The organism is Alteromonas sp. ABM1_013 (assembly GCF_056160505.1).
This window is the reverse complement of sequence record NZ_JBSWXH010000002.1, coordinates 521,398-542,290: the sequence shown is the minus strand read 5'-3', so window position 1 is coordinate 542,290 and position 20,893 is coordinate 521,398. Positions and strand designations below refer to the sequence as shown.

Sequence of the window (20,893 nt, the reverse complement as noted above, 5' to 3'; positions counted from 1 at the left end):
TAACCAGTTACGGATATAATCAATCGTAATTGGAGACAAGTCAAACAGATTATTATTTGATCATCAAAAAACGGGGATGTGGTTCACTTCGCCTGGCACCGGCTACACCAATAGAGACGTCGCCCATTATACGTTTGGCGTTTTATTGGTGTGGCGCAGACTCTACAAGGCTGCTCTTCCCTGTCGAACACCATAAATCGCGTACCTTCAAAGTTAACGCCCTTTGCTTCAAGCACTTCGCGTAGTTCGGTGTACACGGTATAGCCGCCGGTTTCATAGCTGCGTTTGCATATTGCTATGGTGTGATGTGCCAAACTGCGTAGCTGCTCATCATCTAACTGAGAGGGTTTAAGTGAGGGGTGAACACCTGCTGCAAACAATATTTCGCTGCGAAGGTAGTTGCCCAGCCCCGCCATAAAGCGTTGGTCAAGATATAAACCGCTTAGTGCGCGGTTATAAAAAGCTTTTGAACGTAAACGTTCTAATACCATTTCTTCTGACACCGAATTGTTGAGTACATCGGGCCCAACTCTCTGTAAAAAAGGGTGCTCATGAATGGTTTGTGTTGGCCAAATGCTAATGTCAGACGCACTATTTAAAATAGCACTGTGTGTTTCGGTATGAAGCCCCACCCTTAGCTGGCGGGTAGTATCAGGCATTTCGTTGCGTTTACAGGTATGCCACACGCCATAGAGTTGGTTATGTGAATACATAGAGAGCCCATTGCTAAAATGGGTAATGAGCGCCTTGCCGCGGGTTTCCATGAGCAAGACTTTTTCGCCTTCTAGCTGTTTAACATAGGGTTTTAGCTGAGCTAATCCAAACTCTACTTTTTCTAGGGGGATATCTTTTATCACCGCTTCGACTTTATCTGCAGCGCGACGAATCTCTGGGCCTTCAGGCATGTTGTCTCAAATACCTTTTTATCTGGGTGACTTTTTACTCATATCACCTTAAGCGTATTTCTCGCTTACTATTGGCTGAATGATAATGAATACAAAAAGGGTCTGTTGTTCTTTAATGTACTTTAAACCGAAGTTAGTACATCAAAGAACAACAGACCCTTTTATGAATCAAAGTTAAGCTAAATTTGCCGTATTTTAACGTTTCGCTGATTAACCCTTGTTTGGCACAATCAAATATTTAGTGCCGGTCTTCTTCGCATTGTACAGAGCCACATTCTCTGGCTGAAGCGCTTCTTCAAGACTCAACTCTTTACTGTAAGACGAAGCAAACGTTGTGTTAATTTCCATAGCCACTTTTTGGTATAGCTCGCCTACGCGTTTCTTATCAAGCTTGCCTAAGAAGCGCATTAGCAACCAACCACCAATGCTCCACGTCATACCATAAGCACGGTTCAAAATAGTCGGTGAGAAGTCTAAACCGCCGTAGATATACACTTGTTTATTGCTGTCAGAGCCATAAGTGTTGAAGCCTTTTGCATCTTTACTGCCCGACGCTTCCATCATGGTAAGGATATCGCTAACTAGCTCACCGCCACCAATGGCGTCGAACGCAAGTGTCGCACCAGTGCTGTCTATGGCTTGGTAAAGTTCAGCTTTAAAATTCTCGCTGCTGGAATCAAGCACAATTTTCGCGCCGATACCTTTAAGCAAATCCACCTGCTCCTGGCTACGAACAATGTTCACCAGCTCTACGCCTTCCTCTAAACAAATTTTGTTTAGCATTTGCCCAAGGTTAGACGCCGCTGCAGTGTGAACCAAGGCTTTGTGCCCTTCCATACGCATGGTTTCAACCATACCAAGTGCAGTAAGCGGATTAACGAATGACGACGCAGCTTGTTGTGGCGTAGTGCTATCCATATGAGGTAAACATGCCTGCACAGGCACACACGCAAACTCGGTGTACGCTGCGCCGGTAAGAATAGATACGGTCTTTCCCATCAAAGCTTGCGCTTTAGGGCTGTCGCCCGCGGCAACTACTGTGCCCGCGCCTTCGTTGCCAATAGGTAAAGTTTGGTCAAGACGAGACTTAATACGACCTAGCAAAGGCTTGTGTACCGGCGCGACCAATGCATTTTTTTCTGCATCGAAAGTGGCTTTATCAAGACTTGCTGGGCCAAACATAGGCCACATATCTGACGGGTTTATTGGAGAGGCTTCCATGCGTACAATAACCTCATGGGCCTTCGGCTCTGGAACATCTACCTCTTTTAGCGATACCTGAAGCTCACCTTCCGATGTAATTAGCGTAAATAGTTGTTTAGATTTATTCATATTGACTTTTGTGCCCTAAAAATTAAACGCTCGATTGTATTGTTAAGCTAACACGCCAAAACTATCAGCAGTATTTATATTTCGAATACATATGCGTTTCGACCACTTATACACTCAAAAAAATGGGGTCAGAGTACATTTCCCCGCTACCTCAGATAGACACCCCTCAAAATTAATGGGGTCAGAGTATATTTTCACGAGCTTTTCCGCGAAGCAACCTAACGGCTTCACCAAGTGATACCGCCAATATCCTAATCACACATCACGTCATGACCTTTATCAATAAAGTACGCTGCCCCCATTACTCAGATAGGTTACACTGCTAAGCCTGTATCAACTTGCTATGATGAATTAAGAAATGAAAAAGTATTGTGCGTACGTCTTACTTGGGCTTGCTGTAATAAGCAATGCTGCGCTTGCTAAAAAGGCACCGTTGGTCTCGATTCCTGCTCACGATGCATTTTTTAATGCGATAAAGGCCCACTGCGGTAAAGCATTTCAGGGCAAAGTTAGCAAAGACAATGTGGGTAATACGTTCGGTGACGCGAAGCTTGTTATGCACATAAGAAAGTGCACAGACTCGGAAATTCAAATTCCTTTTCACGTGGGTGACGATGCATCCCGCACTTGGATTCTAACGAAAACCGGCGCGGGTCTTATGCTGAAGCACGATCATAGAAATGAAGATGGCAGCTTTCATTCTTCAACCATGTATGGCGGCCACACAGTAGATGAAGGGTTCCCCCAAGTGCAGTCGTTTCCTGCAGATGTATATTCAAAAGCGTTATTTATAGAATCGGGAATTGCAGCATCAACGGATAACGTCTGGCAAATGATGATCTACCCAAGTCGCTTTAGCTATCGACTAATTCGCCCTGCCCGCGAAGTACAGGTAGACTTTGATCTCGAAAATCCCATAGCAACGCCAAGCACACCCTGGGGATATGAATAATGGGGTCAGAGTACATTTTCTAATTTAGGAGAGCCAAACAAGCCATTCATTTCATTCTTCCAGCTTACCCGTTAGACCAGTTTTGATAGGTACAGGGTTGTAGCCTTTTCTCAATTCACTCATTTTAGTAGAAAGAATATAGAAAGGAATTTGGTGAAATTATGGCAAGGAAACCTCGTTTGGCTCCCGCAGGCTATCCTCAACACGTCATCCAAAGAGGTAACAATCGCTCAATATGCTTTAAGTGTGAAAACGACTACATTGCCTATATTAGCTGGCTTAAAAAGTTCTCTGCAAAATTTGATGTAGGCATACATGCTTGGGTATTGATGACCAATCATGTTCATTTACTTTGCACTCCTAAGCTTGATAACCTTGGCGTAAGCAAGATGATGCAAGCGCTTGGCCGCATGTATGTGAGGTACTTTAACCACAAATATGAACGCTCTGGGACGTTGTGGGAAGGAAGATTTCATTCCAGTCTGGTCTCTAACGACGAATATCTTCTCACGGTTTATAGATATATCGAGCTGAACCCTGTAAGAGCGAACATGGTCGAAAAGCCGGTTGAATATAAATGGTCAAGCTACAGAATAAATGCGTTAGGTACACCTTCGTCACTGCACAGTCCTCATCCTGTATACCTAAATTTAGGAGCTTCAGAAAACCAGCGTCTTGCCGCTTACCGCGCTCTGTTCGATGATGAACTTTCTGAAACTGTCATAGATAAAATTCAAAGCGGTACTCGAAGAGGACTAGTACTGGGAAGCGATACATTTAAACAGCAAATTGAAAGCCTGACTGGGCACCGCTTAAAACACGAAGCGTTGGGTAGGCCACCGCAAATCAGTGAGCAGTTAGCCGCTGATTGCTCGGAAATAGCTTAATGTACTCTGACCCCTTTATTTTTAAAAACGTCGAGTTGGCTCAACTAGCTCAAACCTGCGAACACTTAACCACAAACTGTTTGGAAATAAGTTAATGTACTCTGACCCCATTTTTTATATCGCGACTTGGAAGCTTATTAATGTACTCTGACCCCAATATTTTGCAGCGGCTTTTTGGTTTTTCGGCGTTTCGTGAGGGGCAGAAAGAGGCGGTGGATTCTCTACTTAGTGGGCATTCAACGTTAGCAATTTTTCCCACTGGTTCGGGCAAATCTTTGTGTTACCAGTTCGTCGCTACGCAGCTGCCACATTTAACTTTGGTGGTTTCTCCATTATTGGCGCTAATGAAAGATCAGCTGGAATTTTTGCATAGCAAAGGCATTGCAGCAGCTAGCATAGATTCCACGCTAACACCTGAACAAAACAAACAAGTGATGAATGACGTGCGTTCAGGGCAGTGTAAAATTTTAATGGTGTCAGTGGAGCGTTTTAAGAACGAGCGCTTTAGGCAGTTTATTGAATCCGTTCAGGTTAGTATGTTGGTGGTTGACGAAGCGCACTGTATTTCTGAATGGGGCCATAACTTTCGCCCTGATTACCTTAAGCTTCCTGCCTACCAAAAAGAGCTTAATATCCCACTGGTATTGCTACTTACAGCAACGGCCACTAAAAAAGTAAAAGAAGATATGTCGGCGCGATTTGATATTGCGCCTAATAATATTATTCAAACAGGGTTTTATCGACCTAACTTAAATTTATATGTGCGGCCTGTTCTCGAGCCCCATAAAAAACAAGCATTGATTGAAGAAATTCAAAAACAACAAGGTGCTGGGATTGTTTACGTTACATTACAAAATAGCGCAGAGGAAGTAGCGCGCTTTTTGCAGCAGCAAGGGTTTGCTGCGAAGGCTTACCACGCTGGCCTCGACAGTGAAATAAGACAAAGTATCCAACAAGACTTCATGCACAATAAGCTTCAAGTTGTTGTGGCTACTATTGCCTTTGGTATGGGCATAGATAAAGCAGATATTCGTTTTGTAATTCATTACGACCTGCCAAAATCTATCGAAAACTACAGCCAAGAAATTGGCAGGGGCGGACGGGATGGAGAAGCAGCAAACTGTACCGTACTCGCAAATCTAGATGGGCTTGTCACCATAGAAAACTTTGTTTACGGCGACACGCCAGATAAAAGCGCTATTGAACGCGTACTTAACGACATTAAGTCCCAAGCCCCTGCGATGCAAAAAACAGTAACGCAAGGTGTAGCGATGCAAGGTGCAGTTAACCAAATCAACCCATCAATTAGCAATGAAGCTAGCGTATACCAATGGGAAACACAGATAAATAGCTTATCTAGTGCGAGTAATATTCGTCAGCTTCCGCTAAAGACTCTATTGGTACAGCTCGAGATCGCCGAGGTTATTCGCCCTTTATATGCCTATTTCGCAGAATACAAATTCCGCTTCATTACAGAAAAATCCACCATATTAAGCCTGTTTTCAGAAGAGCGTGCGCGCTTTCTAAATGCCGTATTTACCCATTCAAATATGAAAAAAGTCTGGGGCGTGGTCGATTTTGATAGTATTTATCAGCACTACGGCGCAGAACGTTCTAGAGTAGTGGCTGCCTTAGAATACTTACACGAACACAACCATATAGAGCTCGCATCGCGCTTAATTACAGAAGTATACCGTGTTAACAACAAACTACTGCAAGACGGCGATTTGTCATACAAACTAGCCCACTATTTTGCGGAAAACGAGCGTAAAGAGGTTGAGCGCATCGCCGCACTTGTAAGCTTTTTCGAACAAAACACCTGCTTAAGCCACAACTTGTCAGCATATTTTGATGATACTCAAGCGCCGAAGACATGTGGACATTGCAGTGTATGTACAGGCGATGTGGCAAAGCTTAGCTATTCATCACCAATATCAACACCAGATAGTGAACAAATATCTGAAGCTATGACAGCGCTGAAAACGCATTTAAGCGGTAAGTTTGAAGGCACTATTACCCCTTCTATTTATTGCCGCTTTCTAACTGGTATGACAATGCCTTTATTTAGCCGCTTAAAAATAAGACAAGTGAAAGGATTTGGCAGTTTTGAACACTGCCGATATGCAGACGTACTAGAAGAAGTGAACACAGCTCTATGTCAAAGACTTGTAGAACCAGCTGCTAAGGGCCAATAACGGGCCAGCCTTAAATTAAACTCGTGCCTATTACTAAAAACGGGCATATGCTTCTTACTATATACCCGTTACATGAGCCGTGTTTACCGCCGGGTTAGCGAAACTTTAACGCTAACGCCTGATTACGCTTGATTACGCTTTATTCCGCCTCATTACGCCATATTATCAATCTGCTTTAGAATACTGCCGAAGGCACGGCTCCCAACGCTTTGAATCTGTTTATCAAAGTAAAGGCTACCTAAAAGAAAAATGGTAATGTGCCCTTTCGAGCGCCAAGTAACATGCGTTTTTCCATCTTCTTCTTTCAGTGTTATTTCACCTAACTGATGATCGTATGGTAAAGGCTTCGACTTCACCACTTTGTAGCCTAGTTTATAAGGCGGCTCGTAAGCCACTATCTCTTCATGAAGGTTCGAGCCCCCTGAAATAATTTCACGTACAGCACCCAGCCCATTTGGTTCATGTTTACCTTTAACCAATAAATTAGACTGCTCAATAGCTTTGAACTGTGCATAGTTAGCATGGTCACTTAATATGGAAAAAACCTCTTTAATAGGTTTATTTATGGTTCGCTCTACATGAATTGAGAACACGCTTTAATCCTTTTTATACATTCTTATTAGCGATATTTTTCGATAATAGCCTAAACACAATCAAACGGTTACTTAATATAATTTATTGGTCTTGGGCTAACTTGTGAATATAGCAAAAACCTTAATTCTATTTTATAGTGGGCAAAACAACAGTGTCGTAGACGGTATAGGAAGTATGGACACCAATAAAAAAGGGTCACTCGTTGTGGTCGGCACAGGAATTAGTGTTGCAGGCCAAATGACGCTTTCCGCTAGAAGCCATATTGAAAATGCCGACATCGTCTTCATGGGCATCATGAACAAAATTGGCGAACACGTAGTAACCAAACTTAATCCTAATAGTGTATCGCTAGACGACCTCTACGAAAAAGGCAAGTCCCGCGCCCTCACCTATTCTCAAATGGCCGATAGAATTGTAGAGTCTGTAGTAGAAGGCAATAAAGTTTGCGTCGCTTTTTATGGTCACCCCGGTGTTTTTGTTACTCCCTCTCATGAAGCTGTCCGCCGTGTTCAACAGATGAACTTAGAGGCAAAAATGTTGCCCGGTGTATCGGCAGAAGACTGCTTAATTGCCGATTTAGGCATAGACCCCTCACGCTTTGGCTGTCAGTCTTACGAAGCCACCCAGTTCTTGTTTCGCGATTACCGCATCGACCCACATATGACGCAAATAATCTGGCAAATTGGTCTGGCCGGGGAAGCCACATTGAGCGTATTAGACGCAAATCATAGCCAATCAGGTTTGACCATGTTGGCAGATATATTGGCGGAGCATTATCCAGCGGATCATGAACTTATTATTTATGAAGCGGCGACACTGCCACTTTGCGAACCCAAAATAGAAAAAGTTCTGCTTCGTGAACTAGAATTCGCAAAACCCACTTTAATCTCTACTCTCGTTGTTCCTTCCAAAGGAATGCCAGCGTATAGGCAGGACCGATTAGCAAAGCTAGGGCTAACAGAAAAACAAGTGACTAGCTATAGAAACCCGACTGTAAATTAAAAAGGATAATAAAAATGGCAAAATCTATTCAAGATTTCATGGTGGAACTAGATACCAACAGTAAGCTTATGGACGCCTACAAAAGCGACCCTGTTGCAACAGCAAAGAAATACGGCTTATCTGCCGATGAAGTAAAAATTATTGCAGATAAAAACTGGGACGAGTTATCTAAGCGCTTTGACGATACCAGTAAGACGATTCGTGTTGTTAGCTACTAACTCATAGTAAGCGAATTATGAAGCGCTTTGTCTTGTGCATTATTAGTGTCATTGCCCTAATGACACTGCCTGCGCGCGCTCTCGCTACACCGCAAGACAAGGTTTCCTCTGCTGTACATCAGCTTTCTGAGCTTAGAGCTCGAATTCAAGAGAACGACCCGAACGTTCAAAATACGTTTACAGAATTGCATGCTTTTTTTGCAGCTCAGCCAGATGCTTTCGAACATGCACAGTTCTTAAACATTAAATCGTATTTTTATGTTTTAAAACAGGATTATGCGTCGGCCTACGAAGCGTTACTTGAAGCCCGAAAGTATGCGAATTCATCAGAAAATCTGCGGGCGCTTGCAGAATCGTATCGTTTAGAGGGCTTAATTTTAGACTTTTCAGGCGAGCATGCCAGCGCGCTAGAAGCCATGCACCAAGCACTAGATTTTTACAATGAAGTAGGAAGCGACCGCGTTCTTTTGGTGTATAGCGCCATGGGCAACGTTTACATGTCGCTAAAAAATTATGAACTGATGCTGACATTTGCGCATCAATATTTGGCTGCAGCGCAACGTTTTAATAATAAAGAGGGAGAAGGAACCGCATACTTTTTCCAAGGGTATGCGCAGCGTGCGTTAGGCGAATATCAAAATGCGAAAGTAAGCCTATTGTTAGCCGAAAATTTACTTCGCGAAGCTAACTACCCTTTCATAGGCATTGTACACAGCGCCATGGTAGAGCTTCACATTGCACAAGGTAATTTAAGCGAAGCATTAAAGAAACTGAATCAAGCAGCAGAAGCCGACCGTCAGGTTGGGTTTCGCTATAACGAAGGCTCTCACCTTCTTCACCTTGTAGACATCTATAAGCAGCAGGGTGAAATTGAGCTTGCTATCAGCGAACTTGAGGCAGGACTCGAAAAAGACGTCATTAAAAATGACAAAGTATTGGTTACTGACCTTTTAAACCAACTTATCGAGCTTCACGAGGAAAACGGCAACCTGGAAGCCGCACTTAACTATTCAAAGCAACATCAACAAGCATTCAAAAAAAGTTTTAATGAGCAACAGTCCAGATTAATGGCGCTACACCGCGTGCGATTAGCCGTGTCTGAAAAAGAAGAAACAATAAAGCTTCTAGAAAAAGACAATCAGTTAAAAGAACAGCGAAACCTGATCCAACAGAAAAAGAACACTCAGCAACTTTATTTTATTGGCTTTGTTATCCTTTCTTTAGGTTTAGTAGTTGGGCTATGGCTTAGAACCCGACTACAGCGAAAAGCCCTTAATACGCTGACGCAGGACTTACGCAAAGCGACCAAAGCGAAGTCAGATTTCCTGGCCCGTATGAGCCATGAAATTCGTACACCGCTAAACGCAATTATAGGCCTTACTAAGCTTTCTCAACGCGCTGCAGAAGACAAAGAACAGCAAACCAATTTGATTCAGATTGAAGGCGCATCGCAAACGCTGCTCAGTATAATCAACGACATTCTCGATTTTTCTAAAATTGAAGCTGGCAAGCTGGATATCGAGTCAACGCAATTCAATTTGGATGCTTTAGTAAACCAAACTATTAGACTGCACCTAACTCGCGCACAAGAAAAGCACATAGAACTTATACAACATATTTCTCGAGACGTACCGCTAAACTTAATTGGCGACCCGTTGCGTATACAGCAAGTGCTTAACAACCTACTAAGTAACGCGCTTAAATTCACTGAAGATGGTCTTATTTCAGTAAGCGTTAGGTGCACACAAACCGCAGACGATATTCAACTTGAGTTTGAAGTGAAAGATTCAGGCGTTGGCTTAAGTAGCGCCCATCAAGCCCAACTTTTCCAACCGTTTAATCAAGGTGACGAATCCATTTCACGACGCTACGGTGGAACAGGTTTAGGCCTAGCAATTTGTAAACAGCTCACCGCTTTAATGGGCGGTGAAATTTGGGTGGAAAGCCAGCTAGGAAAAGGCTCTATTTTTCACTTTACCGTAAGAGTGAAACAGGACGCCTCTCAACAAATTATTTCGCCATCTAAGCAGCTTTCTGCATTGAAAGTACTTATCGCAGACGATATTGAAGCATCGCGAGATGCAATTTCTGAAGCCCTTTCAATGGCCAACATTCAAGCTGATATCGCCTCTGGCGGAAAAGACGCGGTTGTAAAAATGCGCGCTGCATTGGCCGCATCATCACCCTACGATGTCCTCATTTTAGATTGGAATATGCCAGATATAGATGGCCTGGATGTAGCGGCAATAATGAGCCAAGAGTTTTCAATTAAGCAGCCAAAAGTGATCATGCTCTATGCGTTTGAATCGCCACGTATGAGAGAACAGGCGAACCAACTTGGTATACGAAACTTTATTAAGAAACCATTTAGCACAAGTGAACTGATAGATGAGCTGCAAGAGCTTTGTCTTAACGTAAAAACTAAAGCCTTGCCTAAAGACAAACCAACAGTGCCTAATTTAAAAGGTACACGTATTCTTTTTGCTGAAGACAATGCACTCAACCAAAAAGTAACGATTGGCCTTTTAGCTGAAACCAAAGCCTCAATTGAAGTTGCCAATAATGGTTTAGAAGCAATAAGCATACTGCGTAAAGACAGCGCATTCGACGTAGTATTGATGGATATTCAGATGCCGGTAATGGATGGTTTAACGGCTGCCAAACACATTAGAGAAGAGTTAAAGTTAACTTTACCTATCATCGCCACAACCGCTCATGCCATGCAACAGGACATTGATAAAAGCCTAGCGGCTGGCATGGATGGTCATATAAATAAACCAGTCGACCCTAATCGCTTTTTTGATGTACTTGTTGAGGTATTGGATAAAAGGCAGTCTTCGGCCACCTCAGAAGTCGCTAAAGACAAGCTCATAGCGACTGATTCACTTACGTTAATAGACAAATCAAAAGCCCAAGAAACCTTGCTTGGTGATGAAACGCTTTATAACGACTTGCTTAACGATTTTGTGGCTTTAGAAGGTGAGATAAGCGCGCTCAAACAAGCCATTGATACCCATGACTACCCTTCCATCGCAAGAATAGCGCACATCTTCACAACGGCGCTTCGATATATCGGCGCATTTCCACTCGCTGAATTAGCAAGCACAGTAGAGCTAACCATAAAGCGCAACGAGCATAAAACAACTGACAGGTTCGATGCCCAGTTAATAGCTCTTCACGAAGCTTTGTTGGAATTAAGTGAAAAAGTTAAGGGGATGGTGGGGTAAATAGCGAAGCCTACAAAAATATGTAGGCCTTATTTTCAATAGCAAGCAACAGCCGACTAACGACTAGCCTTCACTAGACTCTTGCGAAGCATACTCATTTTTCATAAGCCATGCATAGGCTGTAGTAAACGCGGTCTCTTGAAACTGTTTTAGGCCGGTTTCAGAGAACGGAACTGCTAGCGGGTTTCTGCGTAGCGATTCTTTTATATCTGTAGGACTAAATACAATAACTTCTAACCCATCAATTAACTCAATAGCTGCCTCTAGCTTAAAGCCAATTGCACTTCCCGCAAATTTACCTTTGCTTTGACGTTGGCGAATGATTACCGCATCAATCTTATAGTCTTCGACAAGCTTCGCGAAGGTGCTTTGAAAGCTTTTTAAGCCCTTAGCGCTGGTATCAGCAAGGGTTAAACGGCGCGTACGGCAGTCGGGCAAGTGAAACAAACCGTCAGCTAGCGACACTAAACTAATAATTGCTTCGTTACCTTTTAAATCTATACCACAGACTTTCATATTTATTCCTAATTACGTTTGCCTGCTATTATAACCCGTTTCACGGCTGTTATTCACTTGCGAGCACTTTTCTTTACTCACTAGCAAAATCTTTAGCTACCGCACTGGCCCGCCTGGCAAACTCAACTTAGCACAGACTTAATAGTCTCTTTGGATAAGGGTTTTACAAAGTGCTCGTCGAACCCAGCTGATTTAGAGTCTTCAACGTATTTTTCTGACCCCCACCCGCTTTGAGAATAAAATTTCGTATTCTCCGCTTCAGGTAACGCCTTAAGCATTTTAACTAACTCGTAACCGTCTATATCTGGCATGCCGATATCTAGAAATGCATAGTCAGGTTTGAAGGTTTTAAATGCATCAACAGCTTCCTTAGGCGAGGTAATGCCCAGAGCGGTAACCCCCATAGATTCAGTCAGCAAACAATAAGCGTCGATAAGGTCTGCGTTATCGTCTACAAACATTACTTTACCTTTGCTTTGAACTGTAGACTCGAGTTCTGTACTTTCTGTCTGTTCGTAAGCGGTTTTGGAAATAGGTAGCCTTACTTCAAAGGTGCTTCCTTGGTCAACGCCGCCACTCTTCACAGATACTTCACCGTGATGCAAAGCCACAAGCTTACTCACCAGGGTTAGGCCGATACCAAGACCGCCTTTGGTATGGGTAGAATGGGCTTCAATTTGAGTGAACATGTTAAACACGTCTTTTAGCCTATCTTCAGGAATACCCATTCCGTTGTCTTTCACAGAAACGACGATCATCACGCCTTCTTTTTTGATATCTACAACAATCTTTCCAGACTCTTTTGTATACTTGGTCGCATTGTGAATAATGTTAGAGAAGATCTGGCTTAAACGCGCTTTGTCGCCGTAAACGGTCACATCTTCCTCAAGACAATTTACGGTTATATCGTGTTTTTTCGCCTTTACTTGCTGTTCAACAATTTCAAGAGAATCAGAAAGCACGTCTTGAATGCTTAACCGCTCAAATTCAAGCTTAACTTTGCCTCGCGTAATACGAGATACGTCCATTAAATCGTTAATGAGTTTAGACATGTATTCAGCTTGACGATTAATAATTGCCGTTACTCTTTTGCGGGTTTTATCATCATCAACCGATTCTAAAATGCTTGCGCCCGACATAATTGGGCCCAAAGGGTTTCGCAACTCATGCGCCAAGGTAGCAAGAAATTCGTTTCTGTAGTTATCCTGCTTTTCAAGTTCTTGGATACTGATATGCATACGTTCTTGCACATCAAGTGCATAAACCAAAAACATCCTGTTTAACCGGTTGGCAGTATCGACGTCAGTTTTATCAAATGTTGTTGAACGCCCTTCAATTGTGCGGGTATGGATAGTAAACGCTGAACGAGGTTTAAGACGCTCTGCTTTCGGCGCATCTTCAGATTTTTCATCTTCAGCGCCAATCCACTTTTGAACGCGATGGGTTTCTTTTCTAAACCAAGCGGTAAAGTACTGCTTTTTCTCAAACAGCGGAATGATCATAATCCCCGCTATCCCATACTTTCGCGCTTCAGGGTATTCATCATAAAGTGAATCGTTAGTGTAAGGGAAACCGCCTTCGCCGCTCGCTTTAGAAAAGATATCTTTGATAAGTTCTATTGGTAAGGTCTCACCAAGCGTAATGGTTTCATACTGCGAATAGTAAACAAACCCAGAGCTATTAAGCGCATCTAAAAACGCCCGTTCACCGCTTTTCACCACGCGACTGATAGGATTTGCTGGCCCTATTTTGTCCAGCATGGCATCCACGGCTTCGTCGGTGACATATTTTTTGTGCTTGGCAATTTCTTCTTCTTTTGCCAACAAATGCCAGCTAAATAACTGGCTTAAGTTTTCACACTGCAGCCTAACATTTTGAGGGATATAACAAGGCTCGCGATGATGACATGAAATAAGCCCGTATAACTCTCCGTCTGTAACTAAAGATATGGAAAACGACGCGCGTAACCCTTGGTTTCTAATGTATTGAAGGTGAATAGGCGAGAAGGTACGTAGCAAAGAACGTGTAAGGTCTAAGCGATCTCTTCCCGACTCCTCGGCAGAAGGTACTAACCTGGCCGGGGGCAATTCTGTATCAGGCGTCAGCCTAACCCAGTTTGTTTTGTAAAGCTCCCTGGCTTGTTTTGGTATGTCTGAAGCAGGAAAGTACAAATCTTGATAAGACTCCATATCTTCAGCCTTAGCTTCCGCGATAACCTTACCTGAGTAGTCATCGTTGAACTTGTAAAGCACCACTCTATCCATGTTGGTGAGATATTTAATGGTCGACACCATCTCTTGCGCCATTTCACCGAGAGATGTCATTTCCTTGAAGCGTGGCGCGATAGACATTGAATAAAGCTTAATGAATTGCTCTGCGCTGTAGGCATCTCTAAATTCTGTAGCAGGCTCTAGCTCGACCACATAATGATGACCTGAATCATAAACAACCGCTAAATAATCTCTTGCTTCCCCCTCTACTAAAAGCGACGAATTTAAAATCAGCTTAATGGGCAGCCGTATTTTGCTCTTCGACACTCTATCGAAGGTTTCTTCAAGAAACGCGCGCTCATTAGTATCAGAGGAAAGAATATCTAAAAAGTTTTTGCCTATGATCTCCTCAGCAAATATCGTTTCGCAGTTTTCACTAACAATTGAGATATTTAGATCGTCGTAGCTAAACGCGATAAGAAACCCATAACTTTGTACACTTTCGGGAATGTGTATTGGCTCGTCTTCACAACGTTCAAAGTTAAAGTTTTGAGGAGATTGAATCATAGAGTTCCTAAAATTTGTTTCCGTTTTCCATATTTGAGCGTAAATTGAAAACTATCACATCAACAAGCCAAATAATAACGCGCTTACGTTTTATTGGCTTAATTTAATCAAACGCCCACCTTCCTTATCTTCAAGCACATAGATATTGCCCATGCTGTCTTGCTCGACTTCGCGTACGCGTTTACCCCATTCGTAACGCTCTGCTTCTTCCACTTTCCACTTGCCTTCTTCATCTTTGCCAAAAGCAACACGTACCAGCGCTTTTGAAGACAAACCACCGATAAAGCCGCTACCTTTCCAGTCGCGAAATTTATCGCCTTTATAAATAATAAAACCGGCAGGGCTGATAGCAGGCACCCACGCTAATTCCGGCGATTTAAAAATAGGAATATCTTCGTGATTAGGAATTTTTACGCCTGAATAATGGTCGCCTTGCGACACAGTGGGATAACCGTAGTTGCGAGCTTTTTCGATAAAGTTGAGTTCATCTCCATGGCGCGGCCCCATTTCATGAACCCATAAATTCCCTTGCTCATCAAAATCTATACCTAGCGGATTGCGGTGCCCTAGCGTCCAAATTTGTTCGGTTACGCTGCCTTGACCATAAAACGGATTATCTTCTGGCACACTACCGTCGTCGCTTAAGCGTACAACTTTACCTAAATTCATTGCCATATTTTGGGCTGGCGTAAATTTCTGGCGCTCGCCCGAGGTAATGAACAAATGCCCGTCAGGCGAAAATGCCATGCGATGAGAGTAATGACCATTACCGGTCACCTTCGGAGATTGACGCCAAATTAGCTCTCTATCAGATAGCGTCGCACCGCTATCACTAACACTAAGCGTAGCACGCTCTATTACCGCACCGCTAAACGCATCGTCTTTTTCATCCCGTTCAATATACGAAATATAAATAGTGTTATTCGACGCAAAGTCAGGGTGAATAATGACATCACCTAAACCGCCCTGCCCACGCGCAGTAACATTTGGCACATTACTTACCGCAAAACGCTTTTGCTGGTTTTCATCAAGCAACCACAGTGTGCCAGCCTTTTCCGTTACCAAGCTGTGCCCATCTGGCAAAAACGTCATGGCCCAGGGGCTGTCGAAGGTAGCTTGAACACTACCTTTAACGGTCGTGCCATTACTGCCTTTCATATCAATTTGTTCAGATGAGTTTGGCTGGCCAAACGTAAAAAAAGAGGTAGCAAAAAGCATAACCAATAGTGCGGAGTTTCGGCTCATGCTGTTTTTGGGTGTATTTATTATTTGCATCTGCGTTCTGACCTTGTTGACGGTTTGCGTACTGCTGGTTACACGTTGAGGCGTTAATTACACGTCAACGGGCGGCGCAAAGGGTTTCAGTTAGCATTAGTTACGTAGATTTAATTAAACAGGTTTATATTGTCGCGGTGGTTTTGTTATTTGTACTTTGAACGGTATGTACTTCCCTAAACTTTCTTTAATGAAGCCATACTTTACTTAAGCCCCGCCTATGTTATTTTCGAACTAGTTTTAGCAACGAAGATAAGGAGGTGATCATATGTCTAGAGTTAAGGTATTTGAACAGGCAGCTATGAGTGAGGGCCGTTCTAGCTAACCCCTTTTACGCAATTGCTCTATAAGGCTGCCTAGTCAGCCCAACTCGGAAAGCCGCATCACGTTGCTGAATGCGGCTTTTTTCTTTTTAACTGGCTACTATTTGGCTATTTTTTGACAAGCAAGTGCGACTATGACAGCGTAGGATAAACAAACAATAAAAAACTCGCGCCTGATAGCGGGAAAGGGAATTTCAAATGTATCAAAAGCTTGCCTGTGTTTTTATCGGTGCCTTACTTACTTTTAGCCTTAGCTTTCATGTAAACGCCAAAGTACGTGGTGAGGCCGTAGTTAAAACAATAAAGTCAGAAGTTTTGAACGAGTCGCGAGAACTACTTATTCACTTACCTAATAACTATTCCCGCTACAAAGACACCACCTACCCAGTTTTATATTTGCTAGATGGGCAGCGTAATTTTGCGCATACCGTAGGCACGCTTGATCTGCTAAATCATTCTGGAATGGCGCAGGAAATGATTGTTATCGGTATTGCCAACACCGAGCGCACGCGAGACTTCACACCTACCTATGATGAAAGCTACAACCAGTGGGGAATATCTGGTGGTGCCGACAACTTTTTAGACTTTCTAGAAAAAGAACTAAAGCCTTACATAGAGGCAAACTATCGCACCAATAACTACGCGATTATTTCTGGGCATTCATTAAGCGCCCTTTTTACCTTATACGCACTGCAAGAGCGGCCTGAACTGTTTCAAGCTTACTTCGCATTTAGCCCAAGTTTGTGGTGGCACGACGAAGTGATATTTCCAGAGGCAAAAGCGTTCTTTGCGTCAGATAGCGACCTTAACAAATACCTGTATATCAACATGGGTAACGAAGGTGGAAACATGCTAAGCGCATACGAACGTTACGTTGAACTGCTAAATAGCAGCGAACGAAAAGGGTTTAACTTTGATACCGAGCTAGATACATCTGAAAGCCACAATACGACTGCTCTTGCAGGTATGAGCTTGGCGCTTCAAAAGCAGCTTAATTCGTTACGCCCAACAGGTGCGATAATACAAGAAGGTATTCCTGCGGTAGAGCAATACTATAAAGACCTTTCTGCAAAATACGGTTTTGAAGCAAAGCCAGAATATAAAGCCGTAAACCACGCGGGTTATGCGGCGCTAAACAACCAAGAGTTTGACTCTGCCATTGTAATTTTTAAGAACAATGTAGCACGCTTCCCCAACAAGTCTGATGCTTACGACAGTCTGGCAGACGGTTATGAAGCTAATGGTGATTTAGCCATGGCACTTGAAATGCGAGAGAAAGCGCTAGCAATGAGCTATGAAGAAAATGTTGAGAATGGCGCTTTTAAAACGCGGCTAGCTAACTTGCGAAAGAAGATTGCGGAAGGTACAGGCGACTAGCTATCAAGTGCCTGAACTAGAAAATCGTCAGCATTGACCGAATAATAGTAGGAACGTACTCTGGTACGCTCACTCGTAATGGAATACACATAATGACATCAATCAAGCTCTTCTCCTCTTTAACACTTTCGTTTTGTTTAGCTACGTTATTGGGCTGTACAGAGCCTGAAACCTTGCCCGCCTCCCCTTCTGCTGCCGCAGAATCAAAAGAAGCCAACCTTTTAAAATCTGGGCTTACTGAACGCATTCGAATTGAAGGGCAAGAGGTTGATTACCAATCTTTAGAGCAAAGACAAGCGCATTATGATGTACCTGGTGTGTCTATCGCGTTTATGAGAAATGGGCGACTAGCTTGGACCATGCAAAGCGGCGTTAAAGATTTAACCACTGAATTGGCTATTGATGAAAACACAGTGTTCCAAGCTGGAAGTATTTCTAAACCCGCATTTGCAGCGGTATTGATGAAATATCGCGAAAATAACCCGCTAGATTTAGATGCAGATATTAATACCTTACTCACCAGCTGGCAGTTGCCTGAACATGAATGGACTGGGCAAGACGTTGTTTCTTTACGCAGATTGTTAAGCCACACGGCGGGTACCACAGTACATGGTTTTCCTGGTTACGCAGCGGGCGAACCCGTGCCTACTTTGCAGCAGGTGCTAGAAGGTGCATTTCCAGCTAATACCGATGCCGTTGTTGTTGATATTCAACCTGGCACGCAAATGCGTTATTCCGGTGGCGGCACTACGCTTGCTCAACTCACTTTGCAGGACGTAGCTAACGAGCCCTTGCCAACTATGTCACAACAACTTTTGTTTAAACCTTTAGGCATGACGCGTTCTGGCTTCGAACAACCCATATCGACCAACTTATCAAACAATATGGCTACGCCGTATGACGGTGACGGTGCGCCAATTAAAGGTGGCGCCCATACCTACGCCACATTAGCAGCGGCAGGCATGTGGAGTACGCCATCGGACATGTTGAAACTAGCAAGCGGCGTTCGTAGCGCGTATTTAGGGCAGAAAACCGACTGGATATCGCAAGCCACCGCACAAGAAATGTTAACCAACAATACACCAACCAATGAAGCACCTAATGTTGGCATCGGCTTTTTCATCAATATGGATGATAACGGTGAAATTTTAGGATTTGGTCACGGTGGCGCAGATGCTGGGTTCATGTCGCAGCTATACCTTGAACTAGATACCGGCAACGGCTACGCAATTATGACTAATGGTAATAATGGAACACAGTTAATAAGAGAGCTAGAAATACGGCTAAAAGAAGCGTTAAACGTAGGCTATTCGGAAGCTGAAGTTAGGAAGTTAGTACCCATAAGCCAAAAGGAACTGAGTAAACACATTGGAACCTATGTGGTGACTAAACCTGTTAACGTTAATGTGGTGCTAGAAAAAACAGTTAATGGCTTTGTGCTTAACGCCTTACCTTATGTTGAGAATGAAGAGTATTTTCATGAGGGCGGCGGCCGATTCTTTGCTAAGAATGGGAGTAGTATTCGTTTTGAGGGTGATGCTGAAAGCGAGGGCGGATTGGTTAAGGCGCTTGTGATGGATGGGAATATTCGGGGTTTTAGAAAAGAATAGTTTATAGGGTGAGCATCGTTGACCTGTCCTAGATCTTTTTGTGTCGTTTGACGCCCATAAAATATTCACCGGCCTAAGGCTGTTACGTACCTTGAGGAAAATTAGAGAATACAACGCTACCCTTATTTAATGAGGAACGTTGCCATGAAACAAAGAAAACGCATCTATTATGCACTTGCTCAAAAAGCACTTATTTGGGTCAATTATAAAAAGTGCTAGTCATGTCATGATATCACCAGAATGTTTGACTGCTATCACTCTTCGATCATGCTCACTATTTATCAAACTGGAGGGTATTGGCCACCAGACCGAAAAAGGCACCCACAGCCTTTCTCGTTTAATGAGAGAAAAGCTATATCACGCTTCAGCAACCAATTCATTCGAAAAATTTGCTAGGAGTTTGTCTAGAGCACCATCAACAATCTACCGAGAGATAAATAGAAATGGCGGATGGAAGTGCTATCGTGCAGTCAAAGTCGAACAGCTTGCTTGGGATGAATTTTAAAATCCAAAAAAATAATTTAATCATTCACTTAACTTTATGCAAACTGATAACAGTTAAGCTAAAAAGAGCCGTTTTTATGTCACGTACCTGAACACTAAAAATACGGGGCCTAGGTCAAATCCCAGATGGCTAATAAATAATTGAGTACCAAGCAACCATTGAAGATATATCTGTCCCAGACTTTTGGGAAGGAGGCCTCAAATGCGGTTTAAGACATTATTATATTGCTACACACGTTGAACGTCGCTCTCGCTATGTGATGCTTTCTAGCGTGGAGGGTAGTACGTCGTCTACTTTTATTAATTCGCTGATTAAACAAGCCTATAACCTGCGAAGTGAATTATATAAATCACTTACGTGGGCTAAATGGAGGGAAATAAAAGAGCGAAGGAAGTTCACCTTGGTAACTGACATTAGGGGCTCCCCATCCACCTTAGAAATGTGGTTTGAACGAAAATACCAATAGACTGTTAAGACAGTGTTTCCCCAAAAGCATCGACTTATCAGTTCAGAGTCAACAAAAGCTCACTAGCGTCGCAAAACAAATAAACGGAAGACCAAGAAAGACACTAGACTATGAAACACCGGCTTAGAGATTTAACCAATGTTTTACAGACATCAATTGGACTCACGACGTATAACGGACTGTGAGGTATGAGCAATTTTCTTAAAATAGAAATTTTCAGGCTGATGGATAAAAACAGGACATCATGTTTGAAATGCTCGACCATGTACGAATTTAAGTTGGCAATCTAGTTCACATGGGGAAACAAATATAGTTGGGTTCAATATCAGTCATTATCTAATTGCTTCTCTTTTTTAAATTGATTTGAAAATAAAATCCCAAAAAAAATTGCACAATAAATATACTATATCTATTATTTACACATATTCATTTACAAGGAAGTAATAATGCAAAAACCTGTTACATTTCTAGTTTCTGGTAATCTATTGGGGTATCGACTTGAGGTTCATAAACCTGATGGTACTAAAGCTGTCGGTACTACTAACCCGTTCACATTCTATCTGGAAGATGATGTAAAGCATTTTTATACGTGCGCGGCAAGAGGCAAGAGTGCTGAGACGGTCCTACAGGTAGACATCTACAACGCATCTGCTGCCAACACTCCAGTGAAAAATAAAGTGTCTCAAAATGATTTGTCTGTAATGATTGTTGACGAATTTGTTGCATAGGGAG

The 20,893-nt window shown here is 42.9% G+C and carries 15 protein-coding genes; 9 read left to right on the top strand and 6 right to left on the bottom strand.

Going from position 1 to position 20,893, the window contains the following annotated elements:
• Positions 1–83: 83 nt before the first annotated feature.
• Both nei and ACXAGK_RS06950 read right to left on the bottom strand, forming a co-directional pair.
• Positions 84–905 (bottom strand): endonuclease VIII, encoded by an 822-nt coding sequence (gene nei, locus ACXAGK_RS06955; protein ID WP_474855141.1) that lies wholly within the window; start codon positions 903–905, stop codon positions 84–86.
• Positions 906–1,115: 210 nt separating this feature from the next.
• Positions 1,116–2,237 (bottom strand): zinc-binding dehydrogenase, encoded by a 1,122-nt coding sequence (locus tag ACXAGK_RS06950; protein WP_474855139.1) that lies wholly within the window; start codon positions 2,235–2,237, stop codon positions 1,116–1,118.
• Positions 2,238–2,595: 358 nt separating this feature from the next.
• Between ACXAGK_RS06950 and ACXAGK_RS06945 the strand changes: the two genes are divergently transcribed.
• The 3 genes from ACXAGK_RS06945 (at position 2,596) to ACXAGK_RS06935 (ending at position 6,271) form a co-directional block, all read left to right on the top strand.
• The gene (locus tag ACXAGK_RS06945; RefSeq protein WP_474855137.1) at positions 2,596–3,189 is read left to right on the top strand and encodes a hypothetical protein; all 594 of its coding nucleotides are present in this window, start codon (positions 2,596–2,598) and stop codon (positions 3,187–3,189) included.
• A 161-nt stretch (positions 3,190–3,350) separates the two neighbouring features.
• The gene (locus ACXAGK_RS06940; RefSeq protein ID WP_474855134.1) at positions 3,351–4,076 is read left to right on the top strand and encodes a transposase; all 726 of its coding nucleotides are present in this window, start codon (positions 3,351–3,353) and stop codon (positions 4,074–4,076) included.
• 140 nt (positions 4,077–4,216) lie between these two features.
• Positions 4,217–6,271: a RecQ family ATP-dependent DNA helicase gene (locus tag ACXAGK_RS06935; protein ID WP_474855133.1), complete on the top strand. Its 2,055-nt coding sequence runs from the start codon at positions 4,217–4,219 to the stop codon at positions 6,269–6,271.
• A 152-nt stretch (positions 6,272–6,423) separates the two neighbouring features.
• Here ACXAGK_RS06935 and ACXAGK_RS06930 read toward each other — a convergent pair whose 3' ends face one another.
• A complete protein-coding gene (locus ACXAGK_RS06930) occupies positions 6,424–6,864 on the bottom strand; it encodes an SRPBCC family protein (protein ID WP_474855131.1) in 441 nt (146 codons plus the stop codon).
• 175 nt (positions 6,865–7,039) lie between these two features.
• Here ACXAGK_RS06930 and ACXAGK_RS06925 point away from each other — a divergent pair, with 175 nt between their 5' ends.
• Genes ACXAGK_RS06925 through ACXAGK_RS06915 form a run of 3 tightly spaced genes read left to right on the top strand, consistent with a single transcriptional unit; the run spans position 7,040 to position 11,312 of the window.
• Entirely contained in the window at positions 7,040–7,867 is an 828-nt protein-coding gene (locus ACXAGK_RS06925; protein WP_474855605.1) for an SAM-dependent methyltransferase, read from the top strand.
• 14 nt (positions 7,868–7,881) lie between these two features.
• Positions 7,882–8,085 (top strand): hypothetical protein, encoded by a 204-nt coding sequence (locus tag ACXAGK_RS06920; RefSeq protein ID WP_474855129.1) that lies wholly within the window; start codon positions 7,882–7,884, stop codon positions 8,083–8,085.
• Positions 8,086–8,102: 17 nt separating this feature from the next.
• Positions 8,103–11,312, top strand: coding sequence for a tetratricopeptide repeat-containing hybrid sensor histidine kinase/response regulator (locus ACXAGK_RS06915; protein WP_474855127.1), 3,210 nt, complete (start codon positions 8,103–8,105; stop codon positions 11,310–11,312).
• Positions 11,313–11,375: 63 nt separating this feature from the next.
• Here ACXAGK_RS06915 and ACXAGK_RS06910 read toward each other — a convergent pair whose 3' ends face one another.
• The 3 genes from ACXAGK_RS06910 to ACXAGK_RS06900 all read right to left on the bottom strand — a co-directional run bounded on the left by ACXAGK_RS06910 (position 11,376) and on the right by ACXAGK_RS06900 (position 15,880).
• Positions 11,376–11,828 (bottom strand): DUF3010 family protein, encoded by a 453-nt coding sequence (locus tag ACXAGK_RS06910; RefSeq protein WP_474855125.1) that lies wholly within the window; start codon positions 11,826–11,828, stop codon positions 11,376–11,378.
• A gap of 122 nt (positions 11,829–11,950) precedes the next feature.
• Positions 11,951–14,605, bottom strand: a complete 2,655-nt coding sequence (locus tag ACXAGK_RS06905; protein WP_474855123.1) for an ATP-binding protein — start codon at positions 14,603–14,605, stop codon at positions 11,951–11,953.
• Positions 14,606–14,695: 90 nt separating this feature from the next.
• Positions 14,696–15,880, bottom strand: coding sequence for a PQQ-dependent sugar dehydrogenase (locus tag ACXAGK_RS06900; RefSeq protein ID WP_474855121.1), 1,185 nt, complete (start codon positions 15,878–15,880; stop codon positions 14,696–14,698).
• A gap of 521 nt (positions 15,881–16,401) precedes the next feature.
• Between ACXAGK_RS06900 and ACXAGK_RS06895 the strand changes: the two genes are divergently transcribed.
• The 3 genes from ACXAGK_RS06895 to ACXAGK_RS06885 all read left to right on the top strand — a co-directional run bounded on the left by ACXAGK_RS06895 (position 16,402) and on the right by ACXAGK_RS06885 (position 20,889).
• A complete protein-coding gene (locus tag ACXAGK_RS06895) occupies positions 16,402–17,580 on the top strand; it encodes an alpha/beta hydrolase-fold protein (protein WP_474855119.1) in 1,179 nt (392 codons plus the stop codon).
• Positions 17,581–17,672: 92 nt separating this feature from the next.
• Positions 17,673–19,190 carry a serine hydrolase domain-containing protein gene (locus tag ACXAGK_RS06890; RefSeq protein WP_474855117.1) on the top strand — a complete coding sequence of 506 codons (1,518 nt, stop codon included), beginning with the start codon at positions 17,673–17,675 and terminating at the stop codon, positions 19,188–19,190.
• Positions 19,191–20,607: 1,417 nt separating this feature from the next.
• Positions 20,608–20,889, top strand: coding sequence for a hypothetical protein (locus ACXAGK_RS06885; RefSeq protein WP_474855116.1), 282 nt, complete (start codon positions 20,608–20,610; stop codon positions 20,887–20,889).
• Positions 20,890–20,893: the final 4 nt, after the last annotated feature.

Coding starts and splice junctions, on each gene's coding strand:
- nei (WP_474855141.1), bottom strand. CDS start 905: ATGCCTGAAGGCCCAGAGATTCGTCGCGCTGCAGATAAAGTCGAAGCG.
- ACXAGK_RS06950 (WP_474855139.1), bottom strand. CDS start 2,237: ATGAATAAATCTAAACAACTATTTACGCTAATTACATCGGAAGGTGAG.
- ACXAGK_RS06945 (WP_474855137.1), top strand. CDS start 2,596: ATGAAAAAGTATTGTGCGTACGTCTTACTTGGGCTTGCTGTAATAAGC.
- ACXAGK_RS06940 (WP_474855134.1), top strand. CDS start 3,351: ATGGCAAGGAAACCTCGTTTGGCTCCCGCAGGCTATCCTCAACACGTC.
- ACXAGK_RS06935 (WP_474855133.1), top strand. CDS start 4,217: ATGTACTCTGACCCCAATATTTTGCAGCGGCTTTTTGGTTTTTCGGCG.
- ACXAGK_RS06925 (WP_474855605.1), top strand. CDS start 7,040: ATGGACACCAATAAAAAAGGGTCACTCGTTGTGGTCGGCACAGGAATT.
- ACXAGK_RS06920 (WP_474855129.1), top strand. CDS start 7,882: ATGGCAAAATCTATTCAAGATTTCATGGTGGAACTAGATACCAACAGT.
- ACXAGK_RS06915 (WP_474855127.1), top strand. CDS start 8,103: ATGAAGCGCTTTGTCTTGTGCATTATTAGTGTCATTGCCCTAATGACA.
- ACXAGK_RS06910 (WP_474855125.1), bottom strand. CDS start 11,828: ATGAAAGTCTGTGGTATAGATTTAAAAGGTAACGAAGCAATTATTAGT.
- ACXAGK_RS06905 (WP_474855123.1), bottom strand. CDS start 14,605: ATGATTCAATCTCCTCAAAACTTTAACTTTGAACGTTGTGAAGACGAG.
- ACXAGK_RS06900 (WP_474855121.1), bottom strand. CDS start 15,880: ATGCAAATAATAAATACACCCAAAAACAGCATGAGCCGAAACTCCGCA.
- ACXAGK_RS06895 (WP_474855119.1), top strand. CDS start 16,402: ATGTATCAAAAGCTTGCCTGTGTTTTTATCGGTGCCTTACTTACTTTT.
- ACXAGK_RS06890 (WP_474855117.1), top strand. CDS start 17,673: ATGACATCAATCAAGCTCTTCTCCTCTTTAACACTTTCGTTTTGTTTA.
- ACXAGK_RS06885 (WP_474855116.1), top strand. CDS start 20,608: ATGCAAAAACCTGTTACATTTCTAGTTTCTGGTAATCTATTGGGGTAT.